This window comes from Arthrobacter sp. AQ5-05 (assembly GCF_003287975.1).
Lineage (GTDB): Bacteria > Actinomycetota > Actinomycetes > Actinomycetales > Micrococcaceae > Paeniglutamicibacter.
The window spans coordinates 54,328-78,475 of the sequence record NZ_QMKQ01000002.1; the positions used below are offsets into that span (position 1 = coordinate 54,328).

At 64.9% G+C, this 24,148-nt stretch carries 19 protein-coding genes; 4 read left to right on the forward strand and 15 right to left on the reverse strand.

Going from position 1 to position 24,148, the window contains the following annotated elements; translation table 11 throughout:
- Window positions 1-89: 89 nt before the first annotated feature.
- The 5 genes from DQ353_RS02890 to DQ353_RS02910 form a co-directional block, all read right to left on the reverse strand.
- Window positions 90-1,469: a M50 family metallopeptidase gene (locus tag DQ353_RS02890; protein ID WP_286166568.1), complete on the reverse strand. Its 1,380-nt coding sequence runs from the start codon at window positions 1,467-1,469 to the stop codon at window positions 90-92.
- Window positions 1,466-2,641 carry a 1-deoxy-D-xylulose-5-phosphate reductoisomerase gene (gene dxr, locus DQ353_RS02895; protein ID WP_286166599.1) on the reverse strand — a complete coding sequence of 392 codons (1,176 nt, stop codon included), beginning with the start codon at window positions 2,639-2,641 and terminating at the stop codon, window positions 1,466-1,468. Before dxr ends, DQ353_RS02890 begins: the two co-directional genes overlap by 4 nt.
- A gap of 224 nt (window positions 2,642-2,865) precedes the next feature.
- A complete protein-coding gene (locus DQ353_RS02900) occupies window positions 2,866-4,500 on the reverse strand; it encodes a tripartite tricarboxylate transporter permease (protein ID WP_502696371.1) in 1,635 nt (544 codons plus the stop codon).
- Window positions 4,501-4,515: 15 nt separating this feature from the next.
- On the reverse strand, window positions 4,516-5,019 hold the full coding sequence (locus tag DQ353_RS02905; protein WP_113761296.1) for a tripartite tricarboxylate transporter TctB family protein: 504 nt from the start codon (window positions 5,017-5,019) through the stop codon (window positions 4,516-4,518).
- Entirely contained in the window at window positions 5,016-6,023 is a 1,008-nt protein-coding gene (locus DQ353_RS02910; protein WP_113761297.1) for a Bug family tripartite tricarboxylate transporter substrate binding protein, read from the reverse strand. The genes DQ353_RS02905 and DQ353_RS02910 overlap by 4 nt, the downstream gene beginning before the upstream one ends.
- A 258-nt stretch (window positions 6,024-6,281) precedes the next feature.
- Here DQ353_RS02910 and DQ353_RS02915 point away from each other — a divergent pair, with 258 nt between their 5' ends.
- Window positions 6,282-7,856, forward strand: coding sequence for a sensor histidine kinase (locus DQ353_RS02915; RefSeq protein ID WP_113761560.1), 1,575 nt, complete (start codon window positions 6,282-6,284; stop codon window positions 7,854-7,856).
- Entirely contained in the window at window positions 7,853-8,524 is a 672-nt protein-coding gene (locus DQ353_RS02920) for a response regulator (RefSeq protein WP_113761298.1), read from the forward strand. The genes DQ353_RS02915 and DQ353_RS02920 overlap by 4 nt, the downstream gene beginning before the upstream one ends.
- 6 nt (window positions 8,525-8,530) lie before the next feature.
- Here the strand turns inward: DQ353_RS02920 and DQ353_RS02925 are convergent, their stop codons facing one another.
- Together DQ353_RS02925 and DQ353_RS02930 are read right to left on the reverse strand one after the other, a co-directional pair.
- Window positions 8,531-9,061 carry a MaoC family dehydratase gene (locus DQ353_RS02925; protein ID WP_113761561.1) on the reverse strand — a complete coding sequence of 177 codons (531 nt, stop codon included), beginning with the start codon at window positions 9,059-9,061 and terminating at the stop codon, window positions 8,531-8,533.
- A gap of 104 nt (window positions 9,062-9,165) precedes the next feature.
- Entirely contained in the window at window positions 9,166-10,365 is a 1,200-nt protein-coding gene (locus DQ353_RS02930) for an acyl-CoA dehydrogenase family protein (RefSeq protein ID WP_113761299.1), read from the reverse strand.
- Between the two features lie 281 nt (window positions 10,366-10,646).
- Here DQ353_RS02930 and DQ353_RS02935 point away from each other — a divergent pair, with 281 nt between their 5' ends.
- A complete protein-coding gene (locus tag DQ353_RS02935; protein WP_113761300.1) occupies window positions 10,647-11,261 on the forward strand; it encodes a TetR/AcrR family transcriptional regulator in 615 nt (204 codons plus the stop codon).
- Window positions 11,262-11,298: 37 nt separating this feature from the next.
- On the forward strand, window positions 11,299-11,763 hold the full coding sequence (locus DQ353_RS02940) for a GNAT family N-acetyltransferase (RefSeq protein WP_113761562.1): 465 nt from the start codon (window positions 11,299-11,301) through the stop codon (window positions 11,761-11,763).
- Window positions 11,764-11,859: 96 nt separating this feature from the next.
- Here the strand turns inward: DQ353_RS02940 and DQ353_RS02945 are convergent, their stop codons facing one another.
- The 8 genes from DQ353_RS02945 to DQ353_RS02980 all read right to left on the reverse strand — a co-directional run bounded on the left by DQ353_RS02945 (window position 11,860) and on the right by DQ353_RS02980 (window position 23,985).
- Entirely contained in the window at window positions 11,860-13,563 is a 1,704-nt protein-coding gene (locus DQ353_RS02945; RefSeq protein WP_113761301.1) for an ABC transporter ATP-binding protein, read from the reverse strand.
- The gene (locus DQ353_RS02950) at window positions 13,560-14,648 is read right to left on the reverse strand and encodes an ABC transporter permease (protein ID WP_113761302.1); all 1,089 of its coding nucleotides are present in this window, start codon (window positions 14,646-14,648) and stop codon (window positions 13,560-13,562) included. The genes DQ353_RS02945 and DQ353_RS02950 overlap by 4 nt, the downstream gene beginning before the upstream one ends.
- A complete protein-coding gene (locus DQ353_RS02955; RefSeq protein WP_113761303.1) occupies window positions 14,645-16,162 on the reverse strand; it encodes an ABC transporter permease in 1,518 nt (505 codons plus the stop codon). The genes DQ353_RS02950 and DQ353_RS02955 overlap by 4 nt, the downstream gene beginning before the upstream one ends.
- A 117-nt stretch (window positions 16,163-16,279) precedes the next feature.
- Complete coding sequence (locus DQ353_RS02960; protein WP_113761304.1) at window positions 16,280-18,088, reverse strand: ABC transporter family substrate-binding protein; 1,809 nt, start codon at window positions 18,086-18,088, stop codon at window positions 16,280-16,282.
- Window positions 18,089-18,537: 449 nt separating this feature from the next.
- Window positions 18,538-20,238: a dipeptide ABC transporter ATP-binding protein gene (locus DQ353_RS02965; protein WP_113761305.1), complete on the reverse strand. Its 1,701-nt coding sequence runs from the start codon at window positions 20,236-20,238 to the stop codon at window positions 18,538-18,540.
- A gap of 4 nt (window positions 20,239-20,242) precedes the next feature.
- Window positions 20,243-21,229: an ABC transporter permease gene (locus DQ353_RS02970; RefSeq protein WP_286166600.1), complete on the reverse strand. Its 987-nt coding sequence runs from the start codon at window positions 21,227-21,229 to the stop codon at window positions 20,243-20,245.
- A gap of 19 nt (window positions 21,230-21,248) precedes the next feature.
- On the reverse strand, window positions 21,249-22,175 hold the full coding sequence (locus DQ353_RS02975; protein WP_113761307.1) for an ABC transporter permease: 927 nt from the start codon (window positions 22,173-22,175) through the stop codon (window positions 21,249-21,251).
- 169 nt (window positions 22,176-22,344) lie between these two features.
- Window positions 22,345-23,985, reverse strand: coding sequence for a peptide ABC transporter substrate-binding protein (locus DQ353_RS02980; protein WP_113761308.1), 1,641 nt, complete (start codon window positions 23,983-23,985; stop codon window positions 22,345-22,347).
- Window positions 23,986-24,148: the final 163 nt, after the last annotated feature.

The following is a 24,148-nucleotide window of genomic DNA, read 5'->3' on the forward strand; positions in this document are numbered from 1 at the left end:
CGGCCCGGGGCAAGGCGGGGAAACAAGAGCGGCCCCTTGCCCACCCCGGTCGGGGTGGGCAAGGGGCCGAGTCAAGTCGCTTGACCGGGTCAGCCGAAAATGGACACCGGCTTGACGATGTCGGCGTAGATCAGCACCGCGCCCATGACCATCATGCCGACCGCGACCACGTAGGTCAGCGGCAGCATCTTGGCGATGTCCACCGGCCCCGGGTCCGGGCGCTTGAGGAGCTTGGCGAAGAACCGGCGCACCGACTCGAAGAGCGCACCGATCACGTGCCCGCCATCGAGCGGCAGCAGCGGGATCAGGTTGAAGACGAACAACGCGATGTTCAGCCCGCCGATCAACGAGAACATCGAAGCGACCTTGTCCGCCACCCCGATCTGGTCCATCGCGCTGATCTCCCCGGCGATGCGTCCCACGCCCACCACGGAGATCGGGCCGTTGGGGTCGCGCGGGGCATCGGTGAAGGCGGCCTTGCCGACCGCGGCGACACGCGCCGGCAAATCGAGCACCACGGCGGTGACGCCCTTGAGCTGGGTGCCCACCGCGGGCAGCACCGAGGAGATCGGCTGGGAGATGCTTTCCACCTTCGAGCCCATGCCGATGAAGCCGACCTCGACGGTCTCGCGCTTGCCCGAGGCATCGGTGACGACCTGGCCGGAATCGTTGATCAACGGGCGCTCGGTCTTGTAGGGGGTGATGGACGTGGAGTGTTCCTCCCCGTCGCGCTCAAAGGTCAGCGGGACCGATTCCCCCGCATGGCCGCGGATGGCCTGGGTCAGCGGCACCCAGTCGGTGTTGCCGACCGGCTTGCCGTCGAAGGAGGTGATCGTGTCCCCGGGACGCAGGCCCGCTGCATATGCCGGGCCGGGTGCGTCCGAGGGCAGGCAGCCGTTGTTGACCGACGCGTCCCGGGTGGTTTCCTGACCCAGGGGCACCACGCACTGGTAGACCTCGTCGACGGTGCTGGTCTGGGTGGGCAGGCCGAAGCCGACGGTGACGATGCCGATCATCACGATGCCGATCAGCAGGTTCATCACCGGGCCGCCGAGCATGATGATGATGCGCTTGTAGACCGGAAGCTTGTAGAACAGCCGGTTCTCGTCGCCGGGCTGCAGCTGCTCGGCCGCCGCGTGCCGCGCCTCGTCGGCCATCTGCTGGAACATGCCGGTGGAGGACTTGCGCAGGATCGGGGCGTCGGTGGCGCCCACGACCCCCTTGTTCTTCGCCGGCGGGTACATCCCGATCATGGAGATGTAGCCGCCCAGCGGGATCGCCTTGAAACCGTATTCGGTGTCCCCGCGCTTGAAGGACCACATCGTCTTGCCGAAGCCGATCATGTACTGGGGCACGCGCACGCCAAAGCGCTTGGCCGGGATCAGGTGCCCGACCTCGTGCAGGCCGATGGACACGCCGACGGCGACGACCATGACCAGCACGCCGAGGATGAAAAGAAGGATGCTCACAGTGATTCCAAACGTTTGGCGGCGGCGGATCGTGCCCAGGTCTCGGCGGCCAGCACCGTCTGAAGGGTCGGTGCCCCGGCTTCGGGGGTGTAGGTTTCCAGGATCGCCTCTATGGTCTCGACGATATCGGTGAAGCGGATGGCCCCGGCGTGGAAGGCCTCCACGGCCTCCTCGTTCACCGCGTTGTACACGGCCATGTGCGTGGGCGAGGCTGCGGAGGCGGCCTTGGCCAGCCTGATCGCGCCGAAGGCCTCCTCGTCCAGCGGCTCGAAGGTCCAGGACGCGGCGGTGGACCAGTCGCACGGCGTGGCCGAGCCCGGCACCCGGTGCGGCCAGCCGATGCCCAGGGCGATGGGCAGGGCCATGTCCGGCGGGGAAGCCTGGGCGATGGTGGAGCCGTCGATGAACTCCACCATGGAGTGCACGATGGATTGGGGGTGCACCACGGCCTCGATGCGTTCCAGCGGCACGTCGAAGAGCAGGTGCGCCTCGATGACCTCCAGGGCCTTGTTGACCATGGTCGCGGAGTTGGTGGTGATCACCTTGCCCATGTCCCAGGTGGGGTGCGCGAGCGCCTGGGCGGGGGTGACAGAGCGCAGCGCCTCGGCGGACCAGCCGCGGAAGGGGCCTCCCGAGGCGGTGACGATGAGCTTGCGGACCTCGTCCGGGGTGCCGGCACGCAGCGCCTGGGCCAGCGCGGAGTGCTCGGAATCCACCGGCACCAGCTGCCCCGGCGCGGCGGCGGCCTTGACCAGCTGCCCGCCGACGATCAGCGATTCCTTGTTGGCCAGGGCCAGCAGGTGGCCCGCATTCAGCGCGGCCAGCGTGGGTGCCAGTCCGATGGACCCGGTGATGCCGTTGAGCACCACGTCGGCGTCCGGGAAGCGGGCGATCTCGGTGGCCGCATGCGCGCCGGCGAAAAGTTGCGGGGCGTACCCGGGCACGCCCGCGGCATCTGCCGCCTGGCCGATGGCCGCGGCCAGCGCATCGATGTCAGGGTGTGCGCAGCCCACCGCCGGGGCCAAGGTGGCCACGGCCTGGGCGGCCAACAGCGCGAGGTTGTGCCCGCCCGAAAGCGCGGCGACGGCGAAGCGGTCGGGAGCCGAGGCAATGACCTCAAGGCCCTGGGTGCCGATGGACCCGGTGGATCCGATCAGCGTGATGCGTCGGATCGTTCCGGGGCTCGGGGCGGTGAATGCCGTGGCCTGGGTCTGGGTGGAAAACTGCGCGATGTTCACCTGACCCATTATGTCCGCTGTTGCTGTGGCTCACCAATGGGCGGGCGGTTCCGGTGACCAGCACCACCGGGTCCGCTCCGGGGCCTTAAGCAGGTGTGGCCCGCGTTTCCCTTCGCAAGCCGGGATACGCGGGCCGCACCTTGCGGTGGAGCATCTTGCTAACTGCGCGGTCGAGAACCGTTGCCGGTGTCGTGGTGCTCGTCGGCCGGCACGTCTCCGGCCTGGGGAATCGCGTTCGCCCCGGTTTGCCCGGCAACAGCCTCGTTGGCTTCGGGTTCCGCGAATGCGGGCTCCACGAGGCTATCGAAGCCCAACGCCGTCTTGGGGAACATGCGGCGAAGCACCATGTTGGCCAGCGGCCAGAGCAGGACCAAGGCAATGATCAGGTAGGCGGCCACGGCGACAGGTTCGCTGAACAGTCCCGCCGGGTCGCCGGAGCTCAGCTGCAGGGACTTGCGCAATTGTGCCTCGGCCCGCGGGCCAAGGATCACGCCGATGATGAGCGGCAGCACCGGGATGCCGAAGCGGCGCATTGCAAAGCCCAGCAGGCCCAGCACCAGCAGCAAGACCAGGTCGAAGGCCTGCTTGTTCACCGCGTAGGCACCCAGCGTCGCAAAGAACAAGATGCCCGCGTAGAGGTACGGTCGCGGCAGCTGCAGCAGCTTGGCCCACAGCGGTGCCATGGGGAGGTTGATCAGCAGCAGCAGCGCGTTGCCGATGAACAGGCTGGCGATCAGCGCCCAGACCAGCACCGGCTCCTCCTCGAAGAGCAGCGGGCCTGGCTGGATGCCGAATTGCATCAGCGCCAAGAGCATGACCGCGGCGGTGGCGTTGGTCGGCAGGCCAAGGGCCAACATGGGGGTCAGCGTACCGGCCGCGGCGGCGTTGTTTGCCGCTTCGGGACCCGCGACACCTTCGATGGCACCGTGCCCGAATTCCTCCGGGTGCTTGGAAAGCTTCTTCTCGGTGACGTAGGACAGGAAGGTGGGGATCTCCGCGCCGCCCGCAGGCAGGGCGCCGAACGGGAATCCGAAGGCGGTTCCGCGCAGCCACGGCTTCCAGGACCTCTTCCAATCGGACTTGCCCATCCACGGGCGTCCCACGGGAATCGTGTGGCTGCTGGTCTTGCGCAGGTGCGCGGCGATCCACAGGGCCTCGCCGATGGCGAAGATGGCCACGGCGACCACCACGATGTCCAAACCGTCGGTGAGCAGAGGCTGGCCAAAGATCAACCGGCCCTGCCCGCTGACCGGATCCATGCCGACCAGGCCAATGGCCAAGCCGAGTCCCAGCGAGGCAAAGCCGCGCAGCTTGGAGCTGCCCAGGACGGCCGTCACGGCGATCAACGCCAGCAGCATGATCGCCAGGTAGCTGGGGTTGCCCAGGGACACGGCAAACTTCACGACCCACGGTGCGATGGTGGCCAGCAGCGCGGTGCCGATCGTGCCGGCAACGAAGGACCCGATGGCTGCCGTGGCCAGTGCCTGGGCGGCGCGTCCGGCCTTGGCCATTTTGTGGCCCTCGATGGCGGTGATGACCGTCGAGGATTCGCCCGGGGTGTTGAGGAGGATCGAGGTTGTCGAGCCGCCGTACATGCCGCCGTAGTAGATCCCGGCGAACATGATCATCGCGGCCGTGGGTTCCATCCCGTACGTCACCGGCAGCAGCAGCGCGATGGCCATGGCAGGTCCGATGCCCGGCAGCACGCCGACCGCGGTGCCCAGCAGCACGCCGATCACGGCGAAGAGCAGGTTGATGGGGGTAACCGCGGTGGAGAACCCCTGCATCAGCATGTTGAATGTATCCACTTACAGCACTCCCTTGAGCAGGCCGGCAGGCAGGTGGATGCCAAGCCCCAGATAGAAGCCGTAGAACGTGCCCACGGCCAGGGCCACGGAAATCAGTCCGTCGCGGATGTAGTTGCGGCTGCCCAGTGCCAAGACGCTGCCCCAGAAGAGGATGGTTCCGGAAATGACCCAGCCGAGCGTGTCAATGAAGATGATGTTGGTGATGAACACCAGGCCCAGGGGCACCACGGTCTTCCAGTCGATGGGGGTCCCGATCTCGATGTCCTCGCCGTCCTCGGGCTCAGCCGCCCCGCCGCGCAGAACATTGATGGCCAGCATGACGGCACAGACCAGAAGCAGGGTGGCGACAATGTAGGGAACCGTCTTGGGTCCCAGGCCGTCGGACTGCTGGTAGGGCACCTTCAGTCCGATGGCGTCGACCAGCACAATGGCCCCGACCGCCCCGAGCAGGGCCGCGAAGCCCAGCTCGGAACGGCCCTTGAGCCATGCGGCTACTGGTTTCATGCCAAACCAAGTGCCGTCAGGACGTCGGAAACCCGCTTGTCCTGATCGTGCAGGAAGGTGGAGAACTCATCCCCGGTGATGAATGCGTCGGTCCAGCCGTTGTCCTTCAGGGCCTTCTTCCATTCCTCCGTGCCGTGCATCTTCTCCAGCGTGGCGATCCAGCGGGCCTTGGCCTCGTCGCTGATCTCCGGCGGGGCCACCAGGCCGCGCCAGTTGCTGAATTCGAGGTCGATGTTCGATTCCTTCAGGGTGGGGGCGTCAACGCCCTCCAGGCGCTCGGCACCGGAGGTGGCCAGGACGCGCACGTCCCCGGATTCGATCTGCTTCAGGAACTCGCCGGCGCCCGATGCCGCAAAGCCCAGCTTGTTGCCCAGGATGGCGGGCAGCAGGTCGCCGCCGCCGTCGTAGGAAACGAAGTTGACCTTGGTCGGGTCGATGCCCACGGCCTGTGCCAGCTGCATCGGGAGCAGGTGGTCCGGGCCGCCCGGGGAGGAGCCTCCGCCAACGGCGACCTTGGAGGGATCCTTCTTCCAGGCCGCGACCAGGTCATCGATGGTCTTGTACGGGGAGTCCTTGGAAACCATGATGGCGCCCGGCTCCTGGATGAGGCGTGCGATGGGGGTGGTGTCGGTCAGCCGTGCGGCGGTGTCGTTGGTGTAGCTCGCACCGACAACGCCCAGGCCCATCAGCATCCCCAGGTCGGCATTGCCCTTTTCGTTCACGATGCGGGCCAGGCCCACGGTGCCGCCGGCGCCGGCAAGGTTGAAGACCTCAACCGACTTGGCAATGCCGGTTTCCTCCATGACCTTCGCACCGACCCGGGCGGTGGTGTCGTAGCCGCCGCCGGGGCTGTTGGGGACCATGATGCGCAGGCCCGTGACCGGGCCGGATGCCGAGGCGCTGCCCGAGGTCCCGGCGTCGGTGCCGGTCACCCCGCAGCCGGTGGCGGCGAGCATCAGGCCGGCGGCGACGGCTGCCAGGCGAAGGAACTTTGAAGGTGCCATGGTGATTCCAATCCCAAATACGAATGAATGATGTGGACCACATTAGGACGCCTTGGCCGCGGACCAATTCTTGTGTTCGCAAAGAAAGTTGTGTTCATTGTGTTCACGCTCACATTCGGTGACCGGGCGTGCCTTCGGTAGAGTTCTCCCGGCCGGCACGTGACGGATCGGGCGATCGGCGCCCCGACCTGCCGGGCACGGAAAGGACCGCAGGTGTCCAGGCAAACCCTTGGCCCACGCTTTGGCCGCACCACGAAGCTGTCCCTTGCCGGGCAGTTCCTTGGCCTGCAATTGCTGATCCTGCTGGCCGTGCTGGCCGGGGTGCTGTCAATGTCCCTGGCCCAGTCCACACAGACCTTTGAACGTGTCGAGTCCCGGCGTTCGCTGTCCGCGGCCGAGAACCTTGCCGCGATCCCGGTGGTGCGGGCCCTGCTGCCGGAGGCCAGGCCCCGCTACGGGGCAACGCTTCCCGCCATCGCCGAATCGGTGCGGTCGGTGTCCGGAAGTGGCGAGTCCCTGCTGGCCAACGCCCAGGGCATCGTGGTGACATCATCGGATCCCTCCCTGCTCGGGGAGCCGTTCCCGCTGGGCGAGTCCACGGTACTCCGGGGCCGGGCCTGGACCGGAGCAACGGTGAGAAGCGGCATCAAGATGCTCGAGGCCCACGTCCCGGTGCTGGCCGACAGCGGAAAACTCGTGGGCATCGCGGTGGTGGGCCGGACCTATCCGTCGATATTCGAACGCCTCCTGGAGGCAACCCCCAACCTCTTGGTCTATCTGGGGGTCTCCGTGGCCCTGGGAACCGTTGGGTCGCTGCTGCTCTCGCGCAGGGTCAAGCGCCAGACCCTGGGCCTGGAACCGGAGGAAATCACCGGATTGGTCGAGCACCGCGATGCGATCCTGCACGGCGTGAAGGAGGGTGTCGTGGCCATCGACCTGCGTGAACGCATTACGCTGGCCAACGACGCGGCACGCCAGCTGCTGGGCTGGCCCGATGACTGCGAGGGCCGCACGCTGACCGAACTGTCCATCGAACCTCCCTTGCGCGAGGTGCTGACCATGAAGCAGCGGGATGCCGACCGGCTGGTGCTGGTCGGCGAGCGCCTGGTGGTGCTCAACCGCCAGCCCATGGAATCCCACGGCCGGGTGGTCGGGTCGGTGACCACGCTGCGGGACCGCACCGAGTTGACCACGCTGGAAAAGGAACTCGGTGCCACCCGGATGACGACCGAGACGCTGCGTGCGCAAACCCACGAGTTCGCCAACCAGCTGCACACCATCTCCGGGCTGATCCAGCTGGAGGAATACGACGAAGTGGTCTCCTACGTTGACGGGGTCAGTTTCAGCCGCACCCGCCTGCTCGATGACGTCACCACCCGGATCGCCGATCCCACGGTCGCCGCCCTGCTCATTGCCAAGTCCGCGCTGGCCTCCGAACGGGGCGTGGGCATCGACCTTGACCCCGGTTCACGGCTTGGCCGTGTCGACGAGACCCTGTCCCGGGACCTGACCACGGTGGTCGGCAACCTGGTGGACAACGCCATCGATGCCGTGGCCGGCCTTCCCGACGGCCGCGTTCGCATGCGCCTGTCGGAAGACGCGAACACCGTCACCGTGCGGGTGCACGACTCCGGCGCGGGCATCGAATCGCTGGACATCGGCAAGATCTTTGTCCAGGGCTATAGCACCAAGACCTCAGCGTCCGCGGCCGGCCGCGGATTCGGCCTGGCCTTGACGCGTCTGGTGTGCCTGCGGCGCGGGGGCGACGTCACCGTGGCCAATGACCAGGGAGCCGTTTTCACTGCCCACCTCGGGAAGAAGGGACAGTCATGATCAAGGTCCTGATCGTCGACGACGATTTCATGGTTGCCCGGATCCATTCCGGGTTCGTGGCCCAGATGCCCGGCTTCGAGGTCGCGGGGGTGGCACGCAACGGGGCCCAGGCCCTCGTAGAGGCAGCCCGCATCACCCCCGACCTGGTCTTGCTGGACATCCATCTTCCCGACATCTCCGGTTTGGAGCTGCTGGGCCAGTTGCGCGCCGCGGTCCCGGATTTGGACGTGCTGGTGATCAGTGCCGCCCGCGAGGCCGACACCGTGCGCAGGGCCCTGCGCGGGGGCATCGTGCACTACCTCATGAAGCCGTTCACGCAGGAGGACCTGCACCAAAGGCTGGAGCACTACCGGCGCACCTACCGATCGCTGGAGTCCGTCGACACCGCCGAGCAGTCGGACGTGGATGCCGTGTTCGGCATGGCGGGATCCGACAAGCCACTGCCCAAGGGGTGCGGACCCGAGACCATGAACAGGGTTCAGTCCACCCTGAGTTCTTCCGAGGCCGATTTCTCGGCCCTCGAAGTCGGGGAGCTGCTGGGCCTGTCCCGGGTCAGCGCGCGGCGCTACCTGGAGTACCTCAACGAGATCGGTGCGGCGCAGGTGAACCTGCGCTACGGTTCCGGGCGCCCCGAACGGCGCTACATCTGGAAGGGCCCGCGTGGCTGACTGTGCCTAGAGCCAGTCGTCCACGCCGAAGGACCCGTTGCGAAGCTTCTCGTGGGCCTCGCGGGTGAACATCAGGCACACCCGGGTCGCCTCGGCCACGGTGATGCCGTCCTGGTTCCGGCCCACGTGGGCGAAGGTCGCCACCCCGAGCCCGGGCCGGGAGTTCGAGGGACGCAAATCAACGATGTGCGTCTGGGTGTAGAGGGTGTCCCCCGGGAACAGCGGGTGCGGGAAGCGCACGTCGGTCAGCCCCAGCTGGCCCATCAGCGTGCCCTGGGTCAGCTGCGCCACCGACTGGCCCACCATGGTGGCCAAGGTGAACATCGAGTTCATGACCCGGCGGCCGAAGGGCTGGGTGGCCGCGTAGGCGGCGTCCAGGTGCAAGGCCTGGGTGTTCATGCTCATGGTGGTGAACAGGACGTTGTCCGCCTCGGTCATGGTGCGCCCGGGCGAGTGCACATAGACCGCGTCGGCCTCCAGTTCCTCGAAGTACAGGCCACGCTGGTGGATTTCGTGTACGTCGCCCTGCTCGGCCATGGCCATCACGCATCCGATCGGTTCATTGCGGTTCGCTTCGGCCTGCACCGCGCCGGTGTGCCGGCCGGCCGAGGCAACCCCTGGAGGTCTCTTGTTCTCGTATCCTACAAACTTTTCGCCCCGTGCGTCCCGGATTCGCCTTGGAGTCCCAGGGAGCGGGCGATCAGCAGCAGCTGGACCTCGGTGGTGCCCTCGCCGATTTCCAGGATCTTCGAGTCCCGGTAGTGCCTGGCCACCAGGGATTCGTTCATGAACCCGTAGCCGCCGAAGATCTGCGTGGCGTCCCGGGCGTTGTCCATGGCCGCCTCGCCGGCCACCAGCTTGGCGATCGCGGCCTCGGTCTTGAAGTCCTGGCCCGCGAGCATCTTGGCTGCCGCCGCATAGTAGGCAAGCCGCGAGGTGTGCACGCGGGCGGCCATGCGCGCGATCTTGAAGGAGATGCCCTGGTTCGATCCGATGGACTTCCCGAAGGTCGTCCGGGTCTTGGCATAGGCGGTGGCCTCGTCCAGGCAGCCCTGGGCGGCCCCGGTGCCCAGCGCCGCAATGGCGATGCGTCCCTCATCGAGGATGGACAGGAAGTTCGCGTAGCCGCGCCCGCGCTCCCCCAGCAGGTTCTCCTCGGGGACCTGCGCGTCCTCGAACCTCAGCGGGTGGGTGTCCGAGGCACGCCAGCCGACCTTGTCGTAGGCCTTCTCCACGGTGTAGCCGGGGGTGTCGCGCGGCACCAGGATGGTGGAGATTTCCTTGGCGGTGGTTCCGTCGGGCTTCTGTCGGGTCCCGGTGACTGCGGTGACGGTGACCAGGGTGGAGATGTCGGTGCCGGAGTTCGTGATGAATTCCTTGGAGCCGTTGATCGTCCAGGTTCCATCCGCCAGGGCCGCTGTGGTCGCGGTGCCGCCGGCATCGGAGCCGGCATCGGATTCGGTCAGGCCGAACCCGGCCAGCTCGGACCCGGAGCACAGGGCCGGAAGCCAGCGTTCCTTCTGCGTCTGGGTCCCGAAGCGGTGGATCGGCATGGCCCCCAGGGAAACCCCTGCCTCCAGGGTGATGGCCACCGACTGGTCAACCCGGGCCAGTTCCTCGATGGCCAGGGACAGGGCGAAGTAGTCCCCGCCCATGCCACCGTATTCCTCGGAAAAGGGCAGCCCGAACAGGCCCATCTGGCCCATCTGGGACATGACATCGTAGGGGAAGGAATGTGCTGCGTCGTGCTTGGCCGAGACCGGGGCGACGACCTCGGTGGCGAACTCGCGCACCGTCCTGGCCAGTTCCTTGTAGTCCTCGTTGAGTTCCAGGTTGATCATTTTCCCCGGTGCCCCTTTCGCTGGTAGGCATGGATGCGGGATTGCCGGTTGTCGGTCCGCTGGCCGCGTGTTGCCGGCGCCGGCCGGCCGGTCCTGCGCGCCCGTCCGGTCCGCGGTTACGGGCCGCTTGGGCTTTGTCCGGCGACCACGTATTGTTAGTGATCATTAACTGAGTTCGAGGCTAGTGGCGTAAGGCACACTTGTCCAGTGTCCCAGGAGCACCAAGAACCGCCCGGCTTTCGCCGGCTCGCGGGACCTTGGCAGGAAGGAGCGGTGAAGGCGTGAAGGCACACGGCAAGGACCCGGCTGCGACCGATCGCGACCGCGCCAAGGCACAACGACGCGAAGACCTCTTGGCCGAGGCCACCAGGCTCTTTGCCATCCACGGCTATGCCGGGGTGTCGCTTGAGGACCTCGGGGCGGCCTGCGGAATCAGCGGCCCGGCGGTCTACCGGCACTTTTCCGGAAAGCCCGCGGTCCTCATTGCCCTGTTGGTGGGCGTCAGCCAGGACATGCTCGACGGCGGGCAGAAGGTCACCGCGGCCGGAGGCGGAGCCGAGGACATCCTCCGGCGGCTGATCGCCTTCCACACCGATTTTGCTCTGGCCCGTCCCGACATCATCCAGGTCCAGGACCGCCACCTGGTGACGCTGCCGGCCGCGGAGCTGCAATTGGTGCGCAAGCTCCAGCGCGCCTACATCGCCCTGTGGACCGAACAACTGCACCAGATCCACCCCGAGGAAACCAACGCCGTCATCCGCTTCCGGGCCCACGCGGCCTTCGGTTTGCTGAACTCCACCGCGCATTCGGCGCACTCCCCGCGCACCTCCAAGGCGGGCCTGCGCAAACTGCTGAACCAGATGGCGGCATCCGCCCTGTTCACCCGGGTAGGCTAGGACATAGACGACCATCACAACTAGAGAGGCAGTGACCGTGCATCTACGGCCTTTGCAGCCCGAAGACCTGGATCAGTTCTTCGAACACCAGCAGGACCCCGAAGCCAACCTCATGGCCGCCTTCACCGCCCGGAACCCGGCCGACCGCGGGGTTTTCGACCACCACTGGGGATTGATCACCAACGACCCCAAGGTCATCGTGCGCACCATCGAGCACAACGGCGAGGTTGCCGGCTCCATCCTGGTGTTCGAAAACGAAGCGGTTCCGGAAATCAGCTTCTGGACGGCAAGCCGCTTCTGGGGCCAGGGCATCACCACCTCCGCCGTGGATGCGTTCCTCGCCGAGTACTCGACCCGGCCGTTGCGTGCCCGCGTCCCGCAGGACAATATCGGCTCCATCAAGGTCCTGGAACGACGTGGTTTCAAGGTCATTGACGAGGCAGCCGACTTCTCCAACGCCCGCGCCGCGGTCGTGAAGGAATTCATCATGGAGCTTGCCTAGGCTCCCGAAGTTTCACCCCAGGCCCCGCCTCGCGGGCAGCGCAAAGGCCGGGAAACCAAGTTGCTTGGTTTCCCGGCCTTTGTCGTGTGCAGAACCTCAGCTGTCCGGGTTTTCCAGCTCCATCAGCAGCCGGCGCGCCTCGCGGCGCACCGCCTGTTCCCGGGGCTCCGGCACCGGGGCGGCGGCCAGCAGCCGGCGGGTGTAGTCGTGCTGCGGGGCATGCAAGACGTCGGAGACCCGTCCCTGTTCGACCGACTTGCCGTCCTTCATGACCACCACGTTGTGCGCCAGCAGGTCCACCACGGCCAAATCGTGGCTGACGAACAAGCAGGCGAACTCGTAGCGGGCCTGCAGTTCCTGGATCATCTCCAGCACCGCTGCCTGCACCGAGACATCCAGTGCACTGGTCGGCTCGTCGGCGATCAGCAGTTCCGGGTCAAGGGTCAGCGCGCGGGCGATGCAGATGCGCTGGCGCTGGCCGCCGGAAAGCTCGTGCGGGTAGCGGTTGATCACCGAGCTGGGCAGGTGCACCGCGTCGAGCAGTTCCTCGGCACGCCTGATGCGCTCGGCACGGTTGCCGACCTTGTGCACCACCATCGGCTCGGTGATGCAGTCGCCGATCGGGAAGCGCGGGTTCAGCGACGCGGCAGGATCCTGGAAGATCACCCCGATCTTGGCACGGATGGCACGGGCGGCCCTGGGCCGCAGCGAGGCCAGGTTGGTGCCCTGGACCGCCAGCACCCCGGAGGCCACCGGCAGCAGCCCCAAAACGGCCTTGGCCACGGTGGACTTGCCGGAGCCCGACTCCCCCACGATGCCCAGGATCTGGCCGCGGGCCAGCTCGAAGGACACGTCGTCCACGGCCCGGAACTTGGAGCCGCGCATATCGTATTCGAGCACCAGGTTCTTGGCCTCGAGGACCAGCTTGCGCTCCGGGTCCACCACCTCCGCCGGTTCCGGCTCCCAGGTCCCGGTGACATCAACGGCCTCGAGCCGCGGGACCGAGGAGAGCAGCTTCTGCGTATACGGATGCACCGGGTGGTTGAGCACCTGGTCCACGGTGCCGGTTTCCACCAGCGAGCCGCGGAACATCACCGCGACGCGGTCGGCCAGGTCGGCCACCACTCCCATGTTGTGCGTGATCAGCAGGATCCCGGTGTTCAGCTTGTCCTTGAGCTCGCGGAGCAAGTCCAGGATCTCGGCCTGCACCGTCACATCCAGCGCGGTGGTCGGCTCGTCGGCGATGATCACCTTCGGGTCACAAGAGATCGCCATGGCGATCACGATGCGCTGGCGCTGGCCGCCGGAGAACTGGTGCGGGTACTGCTTGACGCGCTTGCGCGGCTCGGGGATCCCGACCATCTGCAGCAGCTCGATGGCGCGCTTGGTCGCTTCCTTGCCGTAGGCCAGTCCGTGCAGTTCCAGGGACTCGGTGAGCTGGCGCTCGATGGTCAGCACCGGGTTCAGCGCGGTCATGGGTTCCTGGAAGACCATGGCGATGTCCGTGGCGCGCATCTTGCGCATCTTGCTCTCGGCCAGGCCCACCACGTTGACGCCGCCCACCAGGGCCTTGCCGGTGATGTAGGCGTTGGGCGGAAGCAGCCCGATGGCGGCCGTGGAGGTCACGGATTTCCCCGAACCCGATTCACCCACCAGGGCCACGACCTCCCCCGGGTACACCTCAAGGGACAGGCCCTTGACCGCATGCACGTCGGAGAACTCGGTCTCGAAGGAAACGGAAAGGTTCTGGAAGCTCAGGGCGGTTGCGGTTTCGCCGGCATGTGCCGTGGGGATGCTCATTCGGATACCTCTTCCTTCTTCGTGCGGCGCCGGGTCTTCTTGGTCTGGCGCGGGTCAAAGGCATCGCGCAGCCCGTCGCCCAGGAAGTTCACGCTCAACGCGATCGCCACGATCAGCATGCCCGGCCACCAGAACAGCCAGGGCCGGTTGGTGAATGCGTTTTGGTACTGGCTGATCAGCAGGCCCAGCGAGGACTCGGGGGCCTTGACCCCGAAGCCCAGGAAGGACAGCGAGGTTTCCAGCAGGATCGCCCCGGCGATCGCAAAGGTCGCGTTGACCACGATCACCCCGATCGTGTTGGGCAAGAGGTGCTTGAAGATCACCCGGGAGGTCTTCGAGCCCATGGCCTGGGCCGCGGCGACGTATTCGCGCTCGCGCAACGAGAGGATCTCGCCGCGCACCAGGCGTGCCAGTCCGGTCCAGGTCAGCAAGCCCAGCACCAGGGCCAGGGCGAAGATGGAGCCACCCAGCTTGGAGCCGGCCAACTGGCCCAGCACGGCGGCCAGCACCAGCAGCGGAATGACGATGAACAGGTCGGTCAACCGCATCAGGACCTCGTCGACCCAGCCGCGGAAGTATCCGGCCACGGCGCCGATGATCGCTCCGATGAAGGTTGACAGCGCTCCGACGGTCACCGCGATGATGATGGATTTCTGCGTCCCGCGCATCACCAGGGCGAAGTAGTCCTTGCCGGTGTTGTCCTGCCCGAAGGGGTGGTCCCCGATGGCGAACCCGGGCCCGCCGAGCCAAGAAGGCCACAGGCTCAACGTGGGTGCCCCGCCGTTGACCACGGAAGAGGACTTCAGGTAGCTCTGTCCCCACCAACCCGGTATGCCGGCAAATCCGATGGAGGTGAATGCCGTGAGCGTGATGACCACGAGCACCACGGTGGAGATCATGGCTGCCTTGTGGTTCAGGAAACGCCGGCGGACCAGTTGGCCCTGGCTCTTGGACTGGCTGGACTTGCGGGCCAGTTCCGCGTCCTCGACCTCAACCAATGAGACAAGTTCCTGCTCGTCGGGTTCGATATCAGATTTCATGCTCGATGGACCTCGTAGTTCCTCGTTGTCCTTGATCTCGCTCATACCCGGATCCTCGGGTCGAGCAACGCGTAGAAGATGTCGGCCAGCATGTTGAACAGGACGGCCGCGGTTCCGGTAACCAGGAAGAATGCCATGACCGGTGCGGGGTCCACGGCATGCAGCCCGGTGGTGAACATTTGGCCCATGCCCTTCCAGCCGAACACCGTCTCGGTGATCACCGCGCCGCCGATCAGCCCGGCGAAGTCGAATGCCGCGATGGTGGCGATGGGGATCAGCGCGTTGCGGAACGCGTGGCGGAAGATCACGGTGCGTTCGCTCAGGCCCTTGGAGCGGGCCGTGCGGATGTAGTCCTGCTGCCCGACCTCCAGCATCGAGGCACGTGTGTAGCGCGAGTACGACGCGAGCGAAATGATTGCCAGCAGCAGCGTGGGCAGCAGCAGCTGCGCGCCGCGGTCCAGGAAGGTCTCCCAGAAGTCCCCGGTGAAGTTCGGGGTTTGGGATCCGATGGTGCCGATGGGCCGGGGCTTCAGGGCCAGGAATCCGGGCCAGGCGCGGAAGATGTGGTCAATGACCGTCAACCCGCCGAAGGCCAGCCCGGTCAGTGCACTGACGGTCATCGCGGTCTTGCGCAGGCGCCCGCCCATGAAGTGGCCGATGGCTCCGGGTACCGCCACGGAGAGGATGCCCCCGACGATCAGCACCCAGGTGTTGGGTTCTTTCAGCAGCGAGAAGGTCGCGTAGTACATGACCAGGCCCAGGCCCACCGTGACCAGTGCGGGGTAGAGGACCAACTTGTTGCGGATCCCCACCGACATCGCGGTTCCGCTCAGCGCCACAGCCAGGGAAAGGACCACGATGGCGGCCGGGCCCAGCTGCGGGTAGCGGAAGAAGTTCAGCCACAGCAGGTAGGGGATCACGACGGCGACGAAGGCCGCGGAGACGGCGAAGGTGGCCAGCCGCCGGCGTATGCTCCCGGCGAGGAACACCTGCATCAGGAAGCCGAAGAGCAGGGCGATCAACACGATTTGGACCGTGGAGAACGAGGGGTCCTTCATCCAGTCGTTGTAGCCGATGGCCATGTATTCCTTGAGCATCACCGCCGCCCAGAAGACCGGCAGCGAGAAGAAGAGGAAGGTCAGGAAGGTGACGCCGTAGTCGAGGCCTGAATATTGGCGGATGGCCGACAGGACGCCGACGGCAATGCCGGCGATGGCTGCCAGCACGGTGGCCAGCACGACCAGGCGCAATGTGGAGGACGCCGCGGCACCCAGCAGCCCGGTGACCTCGATGCCCTGGATGTTCGTTCCCAGGTCGCATTTGAGGGCGAAGCAACCGCCCACGCCCACGAGCCAGGTCCAGTAGCGCTGGAACCAGGGCATGTCCAGGTTCATGTAGTCGCTGCGTTGCTGCATCAGGTAGTCGCGGTTGTCGGCGATCGATTCGCGGAGGTCCGACAGCGGGTCCCCGGAGTTGATCACCAGCACGTACAGGAGGAAGGATGCGGCAAACAGGATGCCGATGGAGGCTCCCAGCCTCTTGAGGATAAATTTCAGCACTGCGCGGTTCTTGCCTTTCCGTCTTGAGTGCCCTCGAAAGGGTTGCTAACAAGGGCGTGTGGGGTCCGGCTGGTATGCCGGACCCCACACTAAGACGCTGGTATTGCCGGTGGGCAATTACTCAGCGCGTACCCACTGCTCTGCGTTCCAGACGATCTGCGACTGGGTGGCGGTGTGACGCACGTTCTTGACGTCAGCCGAGGAGGCGGACAGTCCTGGGTGCGCGAACACCGGGATGCCGAAGAGGTTGTCCCACAGCAGCTTCTCGATGTTCTTGGTCTCGGCAAGGTGCACGGCCGGGTCCATCGAGGTTGCCAGGCGCTCCCACGCGGCGTCGACATCCTTGTTGGAGAACTCGGTGTAGTTCTGCGGCTTGCCCGTGCCATAGATGTTCTGGCCCGAGGTGATCTGGCCGGAACCGGCCCAGGCGAACAGTGCTACGTCGTAGTCGCCGCGTTCCTGGGTTCCGCCCGGTGCAAAGAACTTCGGGTCGCCGGCGTCAACGACTTCGAAGCCCGCCTCCTTGCAGGAGGACTGGATCATGGCGACTTCGTCGGTGCGGCGCGGGTTCGGAGCCGAGTAGCCGATGCGCACCTTGGTGCCCACTGCGTTCTGCTCCTCGAGGATCTTCTTGGCGCCGGCAATGTCCACCGCGTCGTAGCGTCCGTCGTAGGAAGCCGAGACGACCTCGTCATAGGTGTCCTGGAACGGGAAGACCTCGCGTGCATTGAGCACCTTGGCCTCCGGGTTCAGCGGCTTGATCAGGTTGTCAACGATTTCCTGGCGTGGAACGCACATCGCGAACGCCTGGCGCAGTTCCAGGGAATCCTTGAAGACGGCCTTGTCGCGGAAGTTGAAGTCCAGGTGCTCCCAGGTCAGGGTGTCGCCCTGCTGGATGTTCACCGCGTCGCCCAGGGCCTTGAGCTGTGCCAGCGTGTCAACGGTCGGCTGCGGAGCAATGACGTCGAGGTCCTTGTTCTGCAGTGCCTGGACCATTGCGCCGTCATCGATGAAGCGGAAGGTCAGCGTCTTGGTTGCTGCCGGGGTGCCGTAGTAGTTCTCGTTGGCTTCAAGGGTCACCGACTGTCCGGCGCTCCAGCTCTTGAGCTTGTACGGGCCCGAGGACGGAATCAGCTCCGCGTCCGGCAGGGTTCCGGGCTTGGTGGTCCAGCCGGTGTTCCAGAACTCGGCGGCCTTGGTGATTGCCTTGGCATCGCCGGCGCGGACCGCGTCAACGAACTCCGCGGTGGACATGCCGCCCTGCTTGGCCACGACGTGTGCCGGGGCACCCATCCAGCTCTGGATCTGCCAGTCCGGATCGGGGTTCTTGAAGGTGACGGTGAATTCCTTGGAATCCGCTGCGCCCTCCGGGCCCTTCGGGACGGTGTCGCCCAGGTCGGCGGAGACCGAGTCGAAGAGCTGCTTGCCCTTGGCGTTCTTCATGTTCGCGTTCTGCGTGGCCCAGGCCAGCACGGCGTCCGCGGTGGTGATCTGGGTTCCGTCGGACCACTTCGCATCCGGGTTGATCGTGTACTTGATGGTCAACGGATCGTCGCTGGTCTTCTCATAGGAGACCAGCTCCTTGTTGGGGTAGATCGCCCCATCGGTGCCGAAGTATGAGAACCCGGCGAGCACCCGGTCCACGATGGCGGAGTTGTAGGTGGAGTAGGTCTGCGGGGTGTTGGTGTTGTAACCAATGAATTCAGGGGCGCCGACAGTGACCTTGATTTCACCGTCCTTGGTCGTGATGTCGCCAAGATCGGCGAGACCCGAGTTTGCCGGTTCGACGGTGTTGGTGCCGCTGCTGGTTGCAGACGTCGTAGCCGATTCGCTGGGGGCGTTTCCGCCACCCGGCGCACACGCAGTCAGTGCCAGTGCGAGCGCAGCACCAACTGCAACAGCCTTGGAAATACGCTGAACACGCATTTCTCCTCCTAATTAGCTTGAGCTTCATGTAACCGAGCTTTCGCTCGAATGCGGTCCATGCAGTGTGCGATGCCCCACAATCTAGAACCATAGCCGCGATTGCTCCGCTTGGATATAAAAACACCGCTTCATATTTGGTGTGTCATTCGGGCCGCAACACGGTGGCCAAAGCCACCCCGGGGGCGCCCGCAAACGTGATGGGCGCTACAGCCGCGAAAACTCAAGGATCTGCTTCACATTGAACTTCGCCAATTACTACTCGCAAGTAGCCGCATGTGGTGTGGCTGGATTTATAACAGTTTGGAAACATCGCCCAACATGACGTTCGGCCCGGCACCGACTGCCCGCCACTAAACCATTGTGATAAGCCAGTGGAGGGGCAAGCCTTTTGGCTTACCCCTCCACTTTTTGCATATCAATTCCCAATTATCATTGGGATCCAACGTTCCCTAAAGCATCAACGTGGCTCCGGGAATCGCCCGAAGCAGGTTCTTGGTGTACTCGCTCTGGGGATTGTTGAAGACCTCGTCGGTTGTCGAGTGCTCAACGATCCGCCCATGTTCCATGACGCAGACATCGTCTGCGATCTGGCGCACCACCGCCAGGTCGTGGGTGATGAACAGGTACGTCAGGTTCAGTTCTTCCTGCAAGCTGCTGAGCAGGTTCAGGATCTGCGCCTGCACCAGCACATCCAGTGCCGAGACAGCCTCGTCGCAGATGATCACCTCGGGATTCAACGCCAGCGCCCGGGCAATGGCAATGCGTTGGCGTTGCCCGCCCGAGAGCTCGTTGGGGAACCTGTGCATCGTGGAGGAGGGCATCGCGACATGCTCGAGCAATTCCTTGACCCTGGTTTGCCTGGTCTTGGCATCCCCGATGCCGTGGATACGCAGCGGCTCCTCGATGGTCCGGTAGATGCTGTACATCGGGTCCAGGGACCCGTAGGGGTCCTGGAAGATCGGCTGCACGCGGCGGCGGAACTTGAACAGCTGGTTCTCGCTGCGATTGGTCATCACCTGTCCATCGAACGTGATGGATCCACTGGTGGGCTTGAGCAGGTTCAAGACCATCTGGGCGACAGTCGACTTGCCGGAACCGGACTCCCCCACGATGGCCGTGGTGGTGCCGCGCTTGACCGAGAAGGACACGTTGTCCACCGCGGTGAAGTCGTCGCTGCGGCCCAGGCCCCGGCGGATCTTGAAGACCTTGGTCAGGTCCTTGACCTGCAGGATGTCGTCACCTGCAACCACATGTTCGGTCCTGACCACCGCGTTGATGTCCTCGGCGACTTCGGTGGGTTGGGACTGCAGCCGCTTGGAGGCCAGGGACGGCGCCGCGGCAACCAATCGCTGGGTATATGGATGGACCGGATTGCGCAGGATCTCCAGCGCCGGGCCGGATTCCACCACCTGGCCCTTGTACATCACCACGATCTTCTCGGCGCGCTCGGCGGCCAGGCCCAGGTCATGGGTGATCAGCACCACCGCGGTGCCCAGTTCGCTGGTCATGGTGTCCAGGTGGTCCAGGATCTGCTGCTGCACGGTGACGTCCAGGGCACTGGTGGGCTCGTCTGCGATGAGCAGGCGAGGCCGACAGGCCAGGCCGATGGCAATGAGCGCACGCTGGCGCATGCCGCCGGAGAACTCGTGGGGGTACTGCCCGGCCCGCGCGGCGGCGTTCGGGAGCCCCGCGTCGGCGAGGACCTGGGCGACGCGTTCCTTGGAGTTGTTTCCGGCCAGGCCGTTGGCCTTCAGGGTCTCCTTGACCTGGAAACCGATTTTCCACACCGGGTTGAGGTTGGACATGGGATCCTGCGGAACCATGCCGATGGAGCTGCCGCGCAGCGCAACGATCCGTGCCTCGGTGGGATGGGTGATGTCTTCGCCGTCAAAGATGATCTGCCCGCCGGTGACCTTGCCGTTGCCCGGCAGCAGCCCGATGGCGGCAAGCGCCGTGGTGGACTTTCCGGAACCCGACTCCCCCACGATCGCCACGGTTTCCCCGGGCATCACGGTCAGCCGACCGTTGCGCACGGCGTGGACCGGCCCCTCGGGGGTTGAGAAGGTGATGGCCAGGTCCCTGATTTCAAGCAGTGGGCGTTCTTCGTCGGATGACCCGTTCACGGATGGTCCCTTCAATAGTTGGCTCATGGTGCTATCCCTTGCGCGATTTCGGGTCGAGCGCATCGCGGACCGCGTCGCCGAGCATGATGAAGCTCAACACCGTGATGGACAGCGCGAGTGCCGGCCACATCAGGATTGCCGGATTGTTGCGCAGCGAGATCTGTGCGTTGGCAATGTCATTGCCCCAGCTCATGATGCTGGGTGGAAGGCCCAAGCCCAGGAACGAGAGCGTCGCCTCGGCAACGATGTAGATGCCCAGCGAAATAGTGGCGATCACGATGATGGGAGCCAGCGAGTTGGGCACCACGTGCTTGACCAGGGTCTTGAACTTGGACAGGCCCAGCGAGCGCGAGGCCATGACGTAGTCGGCGCTCTTGGCCTCGATGACCGCTCCCCGGGTGATGCGGGCCATTTGCGGCCAGCCAAAGATCGCCAGGGTGATGATGACCGTCCAGATGCTCTTGTTTTCCCGGAATGCGGGCAGCTGCATGATGATGATGGCGCCAAGGATCAGCGGCAGGGCGAAGAAGATGTCGGTGATGCGGGCCAGGACGGCATCGAGCCAGCCTCCGTAGTAGCCGGCCAGCGCACCGAAGGTGCCGCCGATGATGAGCACGGCAATCGTGGTGAAAAGTCCGACCAGAACCGAGGCCTGGGCGCCGTAGATGACGCGCGAGTAGATGTCGCAGCCTTGGAAGGTGAAGCCCAGCGGGTGGCCAGCCGACGGGCCCTGGCGTGCAAAGTCCAGTTTGCAGAAGGTGGGGTCTGCCTTGGCAAAGAGACCCGGGAAGACCGCCACCAGGATCACCAGGATGATGAGCAGTGCGGAAATGATGAACAGCGGTTGGGTCCGCAGGGATCGCCAGGCCTGCGCCCACATGCTCAGTGGCTCGGCGGTCTCGTCGACCTTGTCCACGGACTGTAGCGGGGTTTCAGCCAGCGGGGCCACGTAGTGCTCGATGTGGCGGCTGGAGATTTTTCCGGCGCGTACCTTGGGTGCGGGGACGGCCGGTTCAATGATTTCGGGAGTTGGGTTCTCAGACAAGGCGGATCCTTGGGTCGAGCCACGCGTAGAGCAAATCAACGACGAGGTTGGCGATAACAAATACAAGCACAAGCACGCTGACGACGGCCACCACGGTGGCGCTCTCGCCCTTCAGGATGGCTTGGTACAACAGGTTGCCGATGCCGGGGACGTTGAAGATGCCCTCGGTGACGATCGCGCCGCCCATCAGCGAGCCGAGGTCGGCTCCCAGAAAGGTGACCACGGGGATCAGTGAGTTGCGCAAGATGTGGACCACGACCACGCGGCGCCGGCTCAGTCCCTTGGCGGTTGCCGTGCGCACGTAGTCTGCGCTCTTGTTCTCCATGATCGAGGTGCGGGTCAAACGGATCACGTATGCCAGGGACACCAGCCCCAGCACCACGGCCGGCAATATCAAGTCCCCCCAGGGGGCGCCGGAGCTGACGGTGGGTTTGGCCCAGGAAAGTTTCACGCCCACGACGAACTGGAGCACGAAGCCGAGGACGAAGGTGGGAACGGCGATGACCAGCAGCGAGGCGACCAGGACGGTCGAATCGAAGAGCTTGCCCTTTTTCAGGCCGGCGAAGACGCCGAAGACCACACCGAAAATGGCTTCGATCGCCAGGGCCATCACGGCAAGACGTGCGGTCACCGGCATGGCCCGAGCAATGACGTCCGAAACCTGCTGGCCGGAGAAGGTCTGTCCGAGGTCGAAGGAGACCAGGTTCTTGAGATAGAGGAAGTACTGCACCCAGAAGGGTTGGTCAAGGTTGTACTGGGCACGCAGGGCATCCGCAACGGCCGGGCTCATGGGCTTTCCGCCGGACAGTGCCGCAATCGGATCGCCCGGTGTGGCAAAGACGAGGAAATATACGAGCAACGTGGCCCCGAAGAACACCGGGATCAGCTGGAGGATCCTTTTGAGGGTGAACGTGATCATGGAGCTGCCACCGGGGGTGTTGTGGTTGTGATCGAGTCGATCAAGGAACTACTCCTTGTAAGGAAGTTTTTGCGGGAGATGGGGAACGTTTGATTGCCGTTTCACGCAAGGAAGGGGGACCCGGGTCGGGCCCCCCTTTCTCACGTGTCAGTTCAAGCGGTGGTGTGGGCTACTTGCCGGTGATGGCGTTGTAGATCGGAACACCGTTCCAACCGAACTTCACGTCGGTGACATTGTTGCTCCAGCCGCCCTGGACCGCCTGGTACCACAGCGGCACGACCGGCAGGTCCTCGAGGAGGATCTGCTGGGCCTCGTTGAAGATCTTGTTGCCTTCCTCGACGGAGGTGGCGGCAAGACCTTCTGCCAGCTTCTGGTCGAACGCGGGGTTCGAGTAGTCGCCGTCGTTGGAGCCGGCGCCGGTTCCGTAGAGCGGGCCAAGGAAGTTGTACAGCGACGGGTAGTCGGCCTGCCAGCCGGCACGCGAGGCGCCGGTGAGCTTCTTCTCGCCGACCAGCGTGCGCATTTCCTTGAACGTCGGAATCGGGTTCAGCTCGGCCTTGATTCCCAGGGTGTTGGAAATCTGGTTGGCCATGGCCGTGATGTATTCCTTGTTGCCCGCGCCATCGATGTTCGAGGTGATGGTGAAGACCTTGCCGGCCGGCCACGGATCGATCTTGTCGGCCTGGGCCCAGAGTTCCTTGGCCTTGTCGGCGTTGAAGGTCAGGACCTCGTTGCCCGGAAGGGAATCGGAGTAACCGTCCAGGACCGGGGAGGTGAAGTCCTTGGCAACCTGCTTGGCACCGAAGAAGATGTTGTCAATGATCTGCTGGCGGTCGATCGCCATGGAGATCGCCTGGCGGCGCAGCTGGCCTGCCTCGCCCTTGAACTCCGGCAGGTAGCTCGGGATCGTCATGGTGGCGTTGCCCGCGTAGGCCTGGTTGACCCAACGGTCGCCCAGGTCGGTCTTGTAGTTCTGCAGGGCGCTTGGCGGAACCTGGTCAAGCACGTCCAGGTTGTCGGCCAACAGGTCTGTGTAGGCGGCGTCGAAGGAGTTGTAGATCTTGAACGTCACGCCACCGTTGGCCGGCTTGCGTGGGCCTGAGTAGTCGGCGTTCGGCACGAGGTCGACCTCGACGTTGTGCTTCCAGCCGCCCTCGGCCAGCTTGTACGGGCCGTTGCCTGCGGGGTTTTCGCCGAAGGCCTTGATGTCCTTGTAGGCCGACTGCGGCAGCGGGTAGAAGGCGGTGTAGCCCAGGCGCAGCGGGAAGTCGGACTCGGGGTTGGTCAACTCGACGGTGAAGGTGGTGTCGTCGACGACCTTCAGGCCTTCCATCTTGTCCAGCGTGGACTTTTCCGCGCTGACCTTGTCGTAGCCCTTGATGGATTCGAAGAAGTACGAGTTCAGCTGCGCGTTCTTGGCTGCGGCACCGAAGTTCCAGGCATCCACGAAGGACTTGGCCGTGACGGGCTCGCCGTTGGTGAACTTCTGGCCGGTCTTGATCTTGATGGTGTAGTTCTTGGCGTCGGTCGTCTCGATCGAGTCGGCCAGCTCGTTGACCGGCTTGCCGGTCGCGTCGTAGCTGACCAGACCGGTGAAGATCAGGTCCATCACGCGTCCGCCACCAACCTCGTTGGTGTTTGCCGGCAGCAGTCCGTTCTGCGGTTCGGTCGAGTTCGCGGTGATGACCTTCGACGCGTCTCCACCGGAGCTTGCGCTGGGGTTTTCTCCGCCGCCGCCGCCACAGGCAGTCAGGGTCAGGGCAAGAGCTGCGGAAAGCACAAGTGCCTTCGAGGTGCGGTTGTAACGCATTCTTTCTCCTCAACGAGTTTGTTGGCCGGCGGGGAACGAGTTTTCCAACCTCGCCGAACCATGGTGAGTCTCATCACTCATAGGTGAGACTACTCATAAATCTCTGAAACAACTAATGAACGACTGGCCCTATGCAGAATCTTTATGAACCTGCAACTTATGA

Excerpts from the sequence above, each read along its gene's own strand:
- DQ353_RS02960 (WP_113761304.1), bottom strand. The coding sequence starts at position 18,088 with ATGCGTGTTCAGCGTATTTCCAAGGCTGTTGCAGTTGGTGCTGCGCTC.
- DQ353_RS02930 (WP_113761299.1), bottom strand. The coding sequence starts at position 10,365 with ATGATCAACCTGGAACTCAACGAGGACTACAAGGAACTGGCCAGGACG.
- DQ353_RS02925 (WP_113761561.1), bottom strand. The coding sequence starts at position 9,061 with ATGGCCGAGCAGGGCGACGTACACGAAATCCACCAGCGTGGCCTGTAC.
- DQ353_RS02900 (WP_502696371.1), bottom strand. The coding sequence starts at position 4,500 with ATGCTGATGCAGGGGTTCTCCACCGCGGTTACCCCCATCAACCTGCTC.
- DQ353_RS02950 (WP_113761302.1), bottom strand. The coding sequence starts at position 14,648 with ATGAGCGAGATCAAGGACAACGAGGAACTACGAGGTCCATCGAGCATG.
- DQ353_RS02975 (WP_113761307.1), bottom strand. The coding sequence starts at position 22,175 with ATGATCACGTTCACCCTCAAAAGGATCCTCCAGCTGATCCCGGTGTTC.
- DQ353_RS02965 (WP_113761305.1), bottom strand. The coding sequence starts at position 20,238 with ATGAGCCAACTATTGAAGGGACCATCCGTGAACGGGTCATCCGACGAA.
- DQ353_RS02945 (WP_113761301.1), bottom strand. The coding sequence starts at position 13,563 with ATGAGCATCCCCACGGCACATGCCGGCGAAACCGCAACCGCCCTGAGC.
- DQ353_RS02920 (WP_113761298.1), top strand. The coding sequence starts at position 7,853 with ATGATCAAGGTCCTGATCGTCGACGACGATTTCATGGTTGCCCGGATC.
- DQ353_RS02905 (WP_113761296.1), bottom strand. The coding sequence starts at position 5,019 with ATGAAACCAGTAGCCGCATGGCTCAAGGGCCGTTCCGAGCTGGGCTTC.
- DQ353_RS02910 (WP_113761297.1), bottom strand. The coding sequence starts at position 6,023 with ATGGCACCTTCAAAGTTCCTTCGCCTGGCAGCCGTCGCCGCCGGCCTG.
- DQ353_RS02980 (WP_113761308.1), bottom strand. The coding sequence starts at position 23,985 with ATGCGTTACAACCGCACCTCGAAGGCACTTGTGCTTTCCGCAGCTCTT.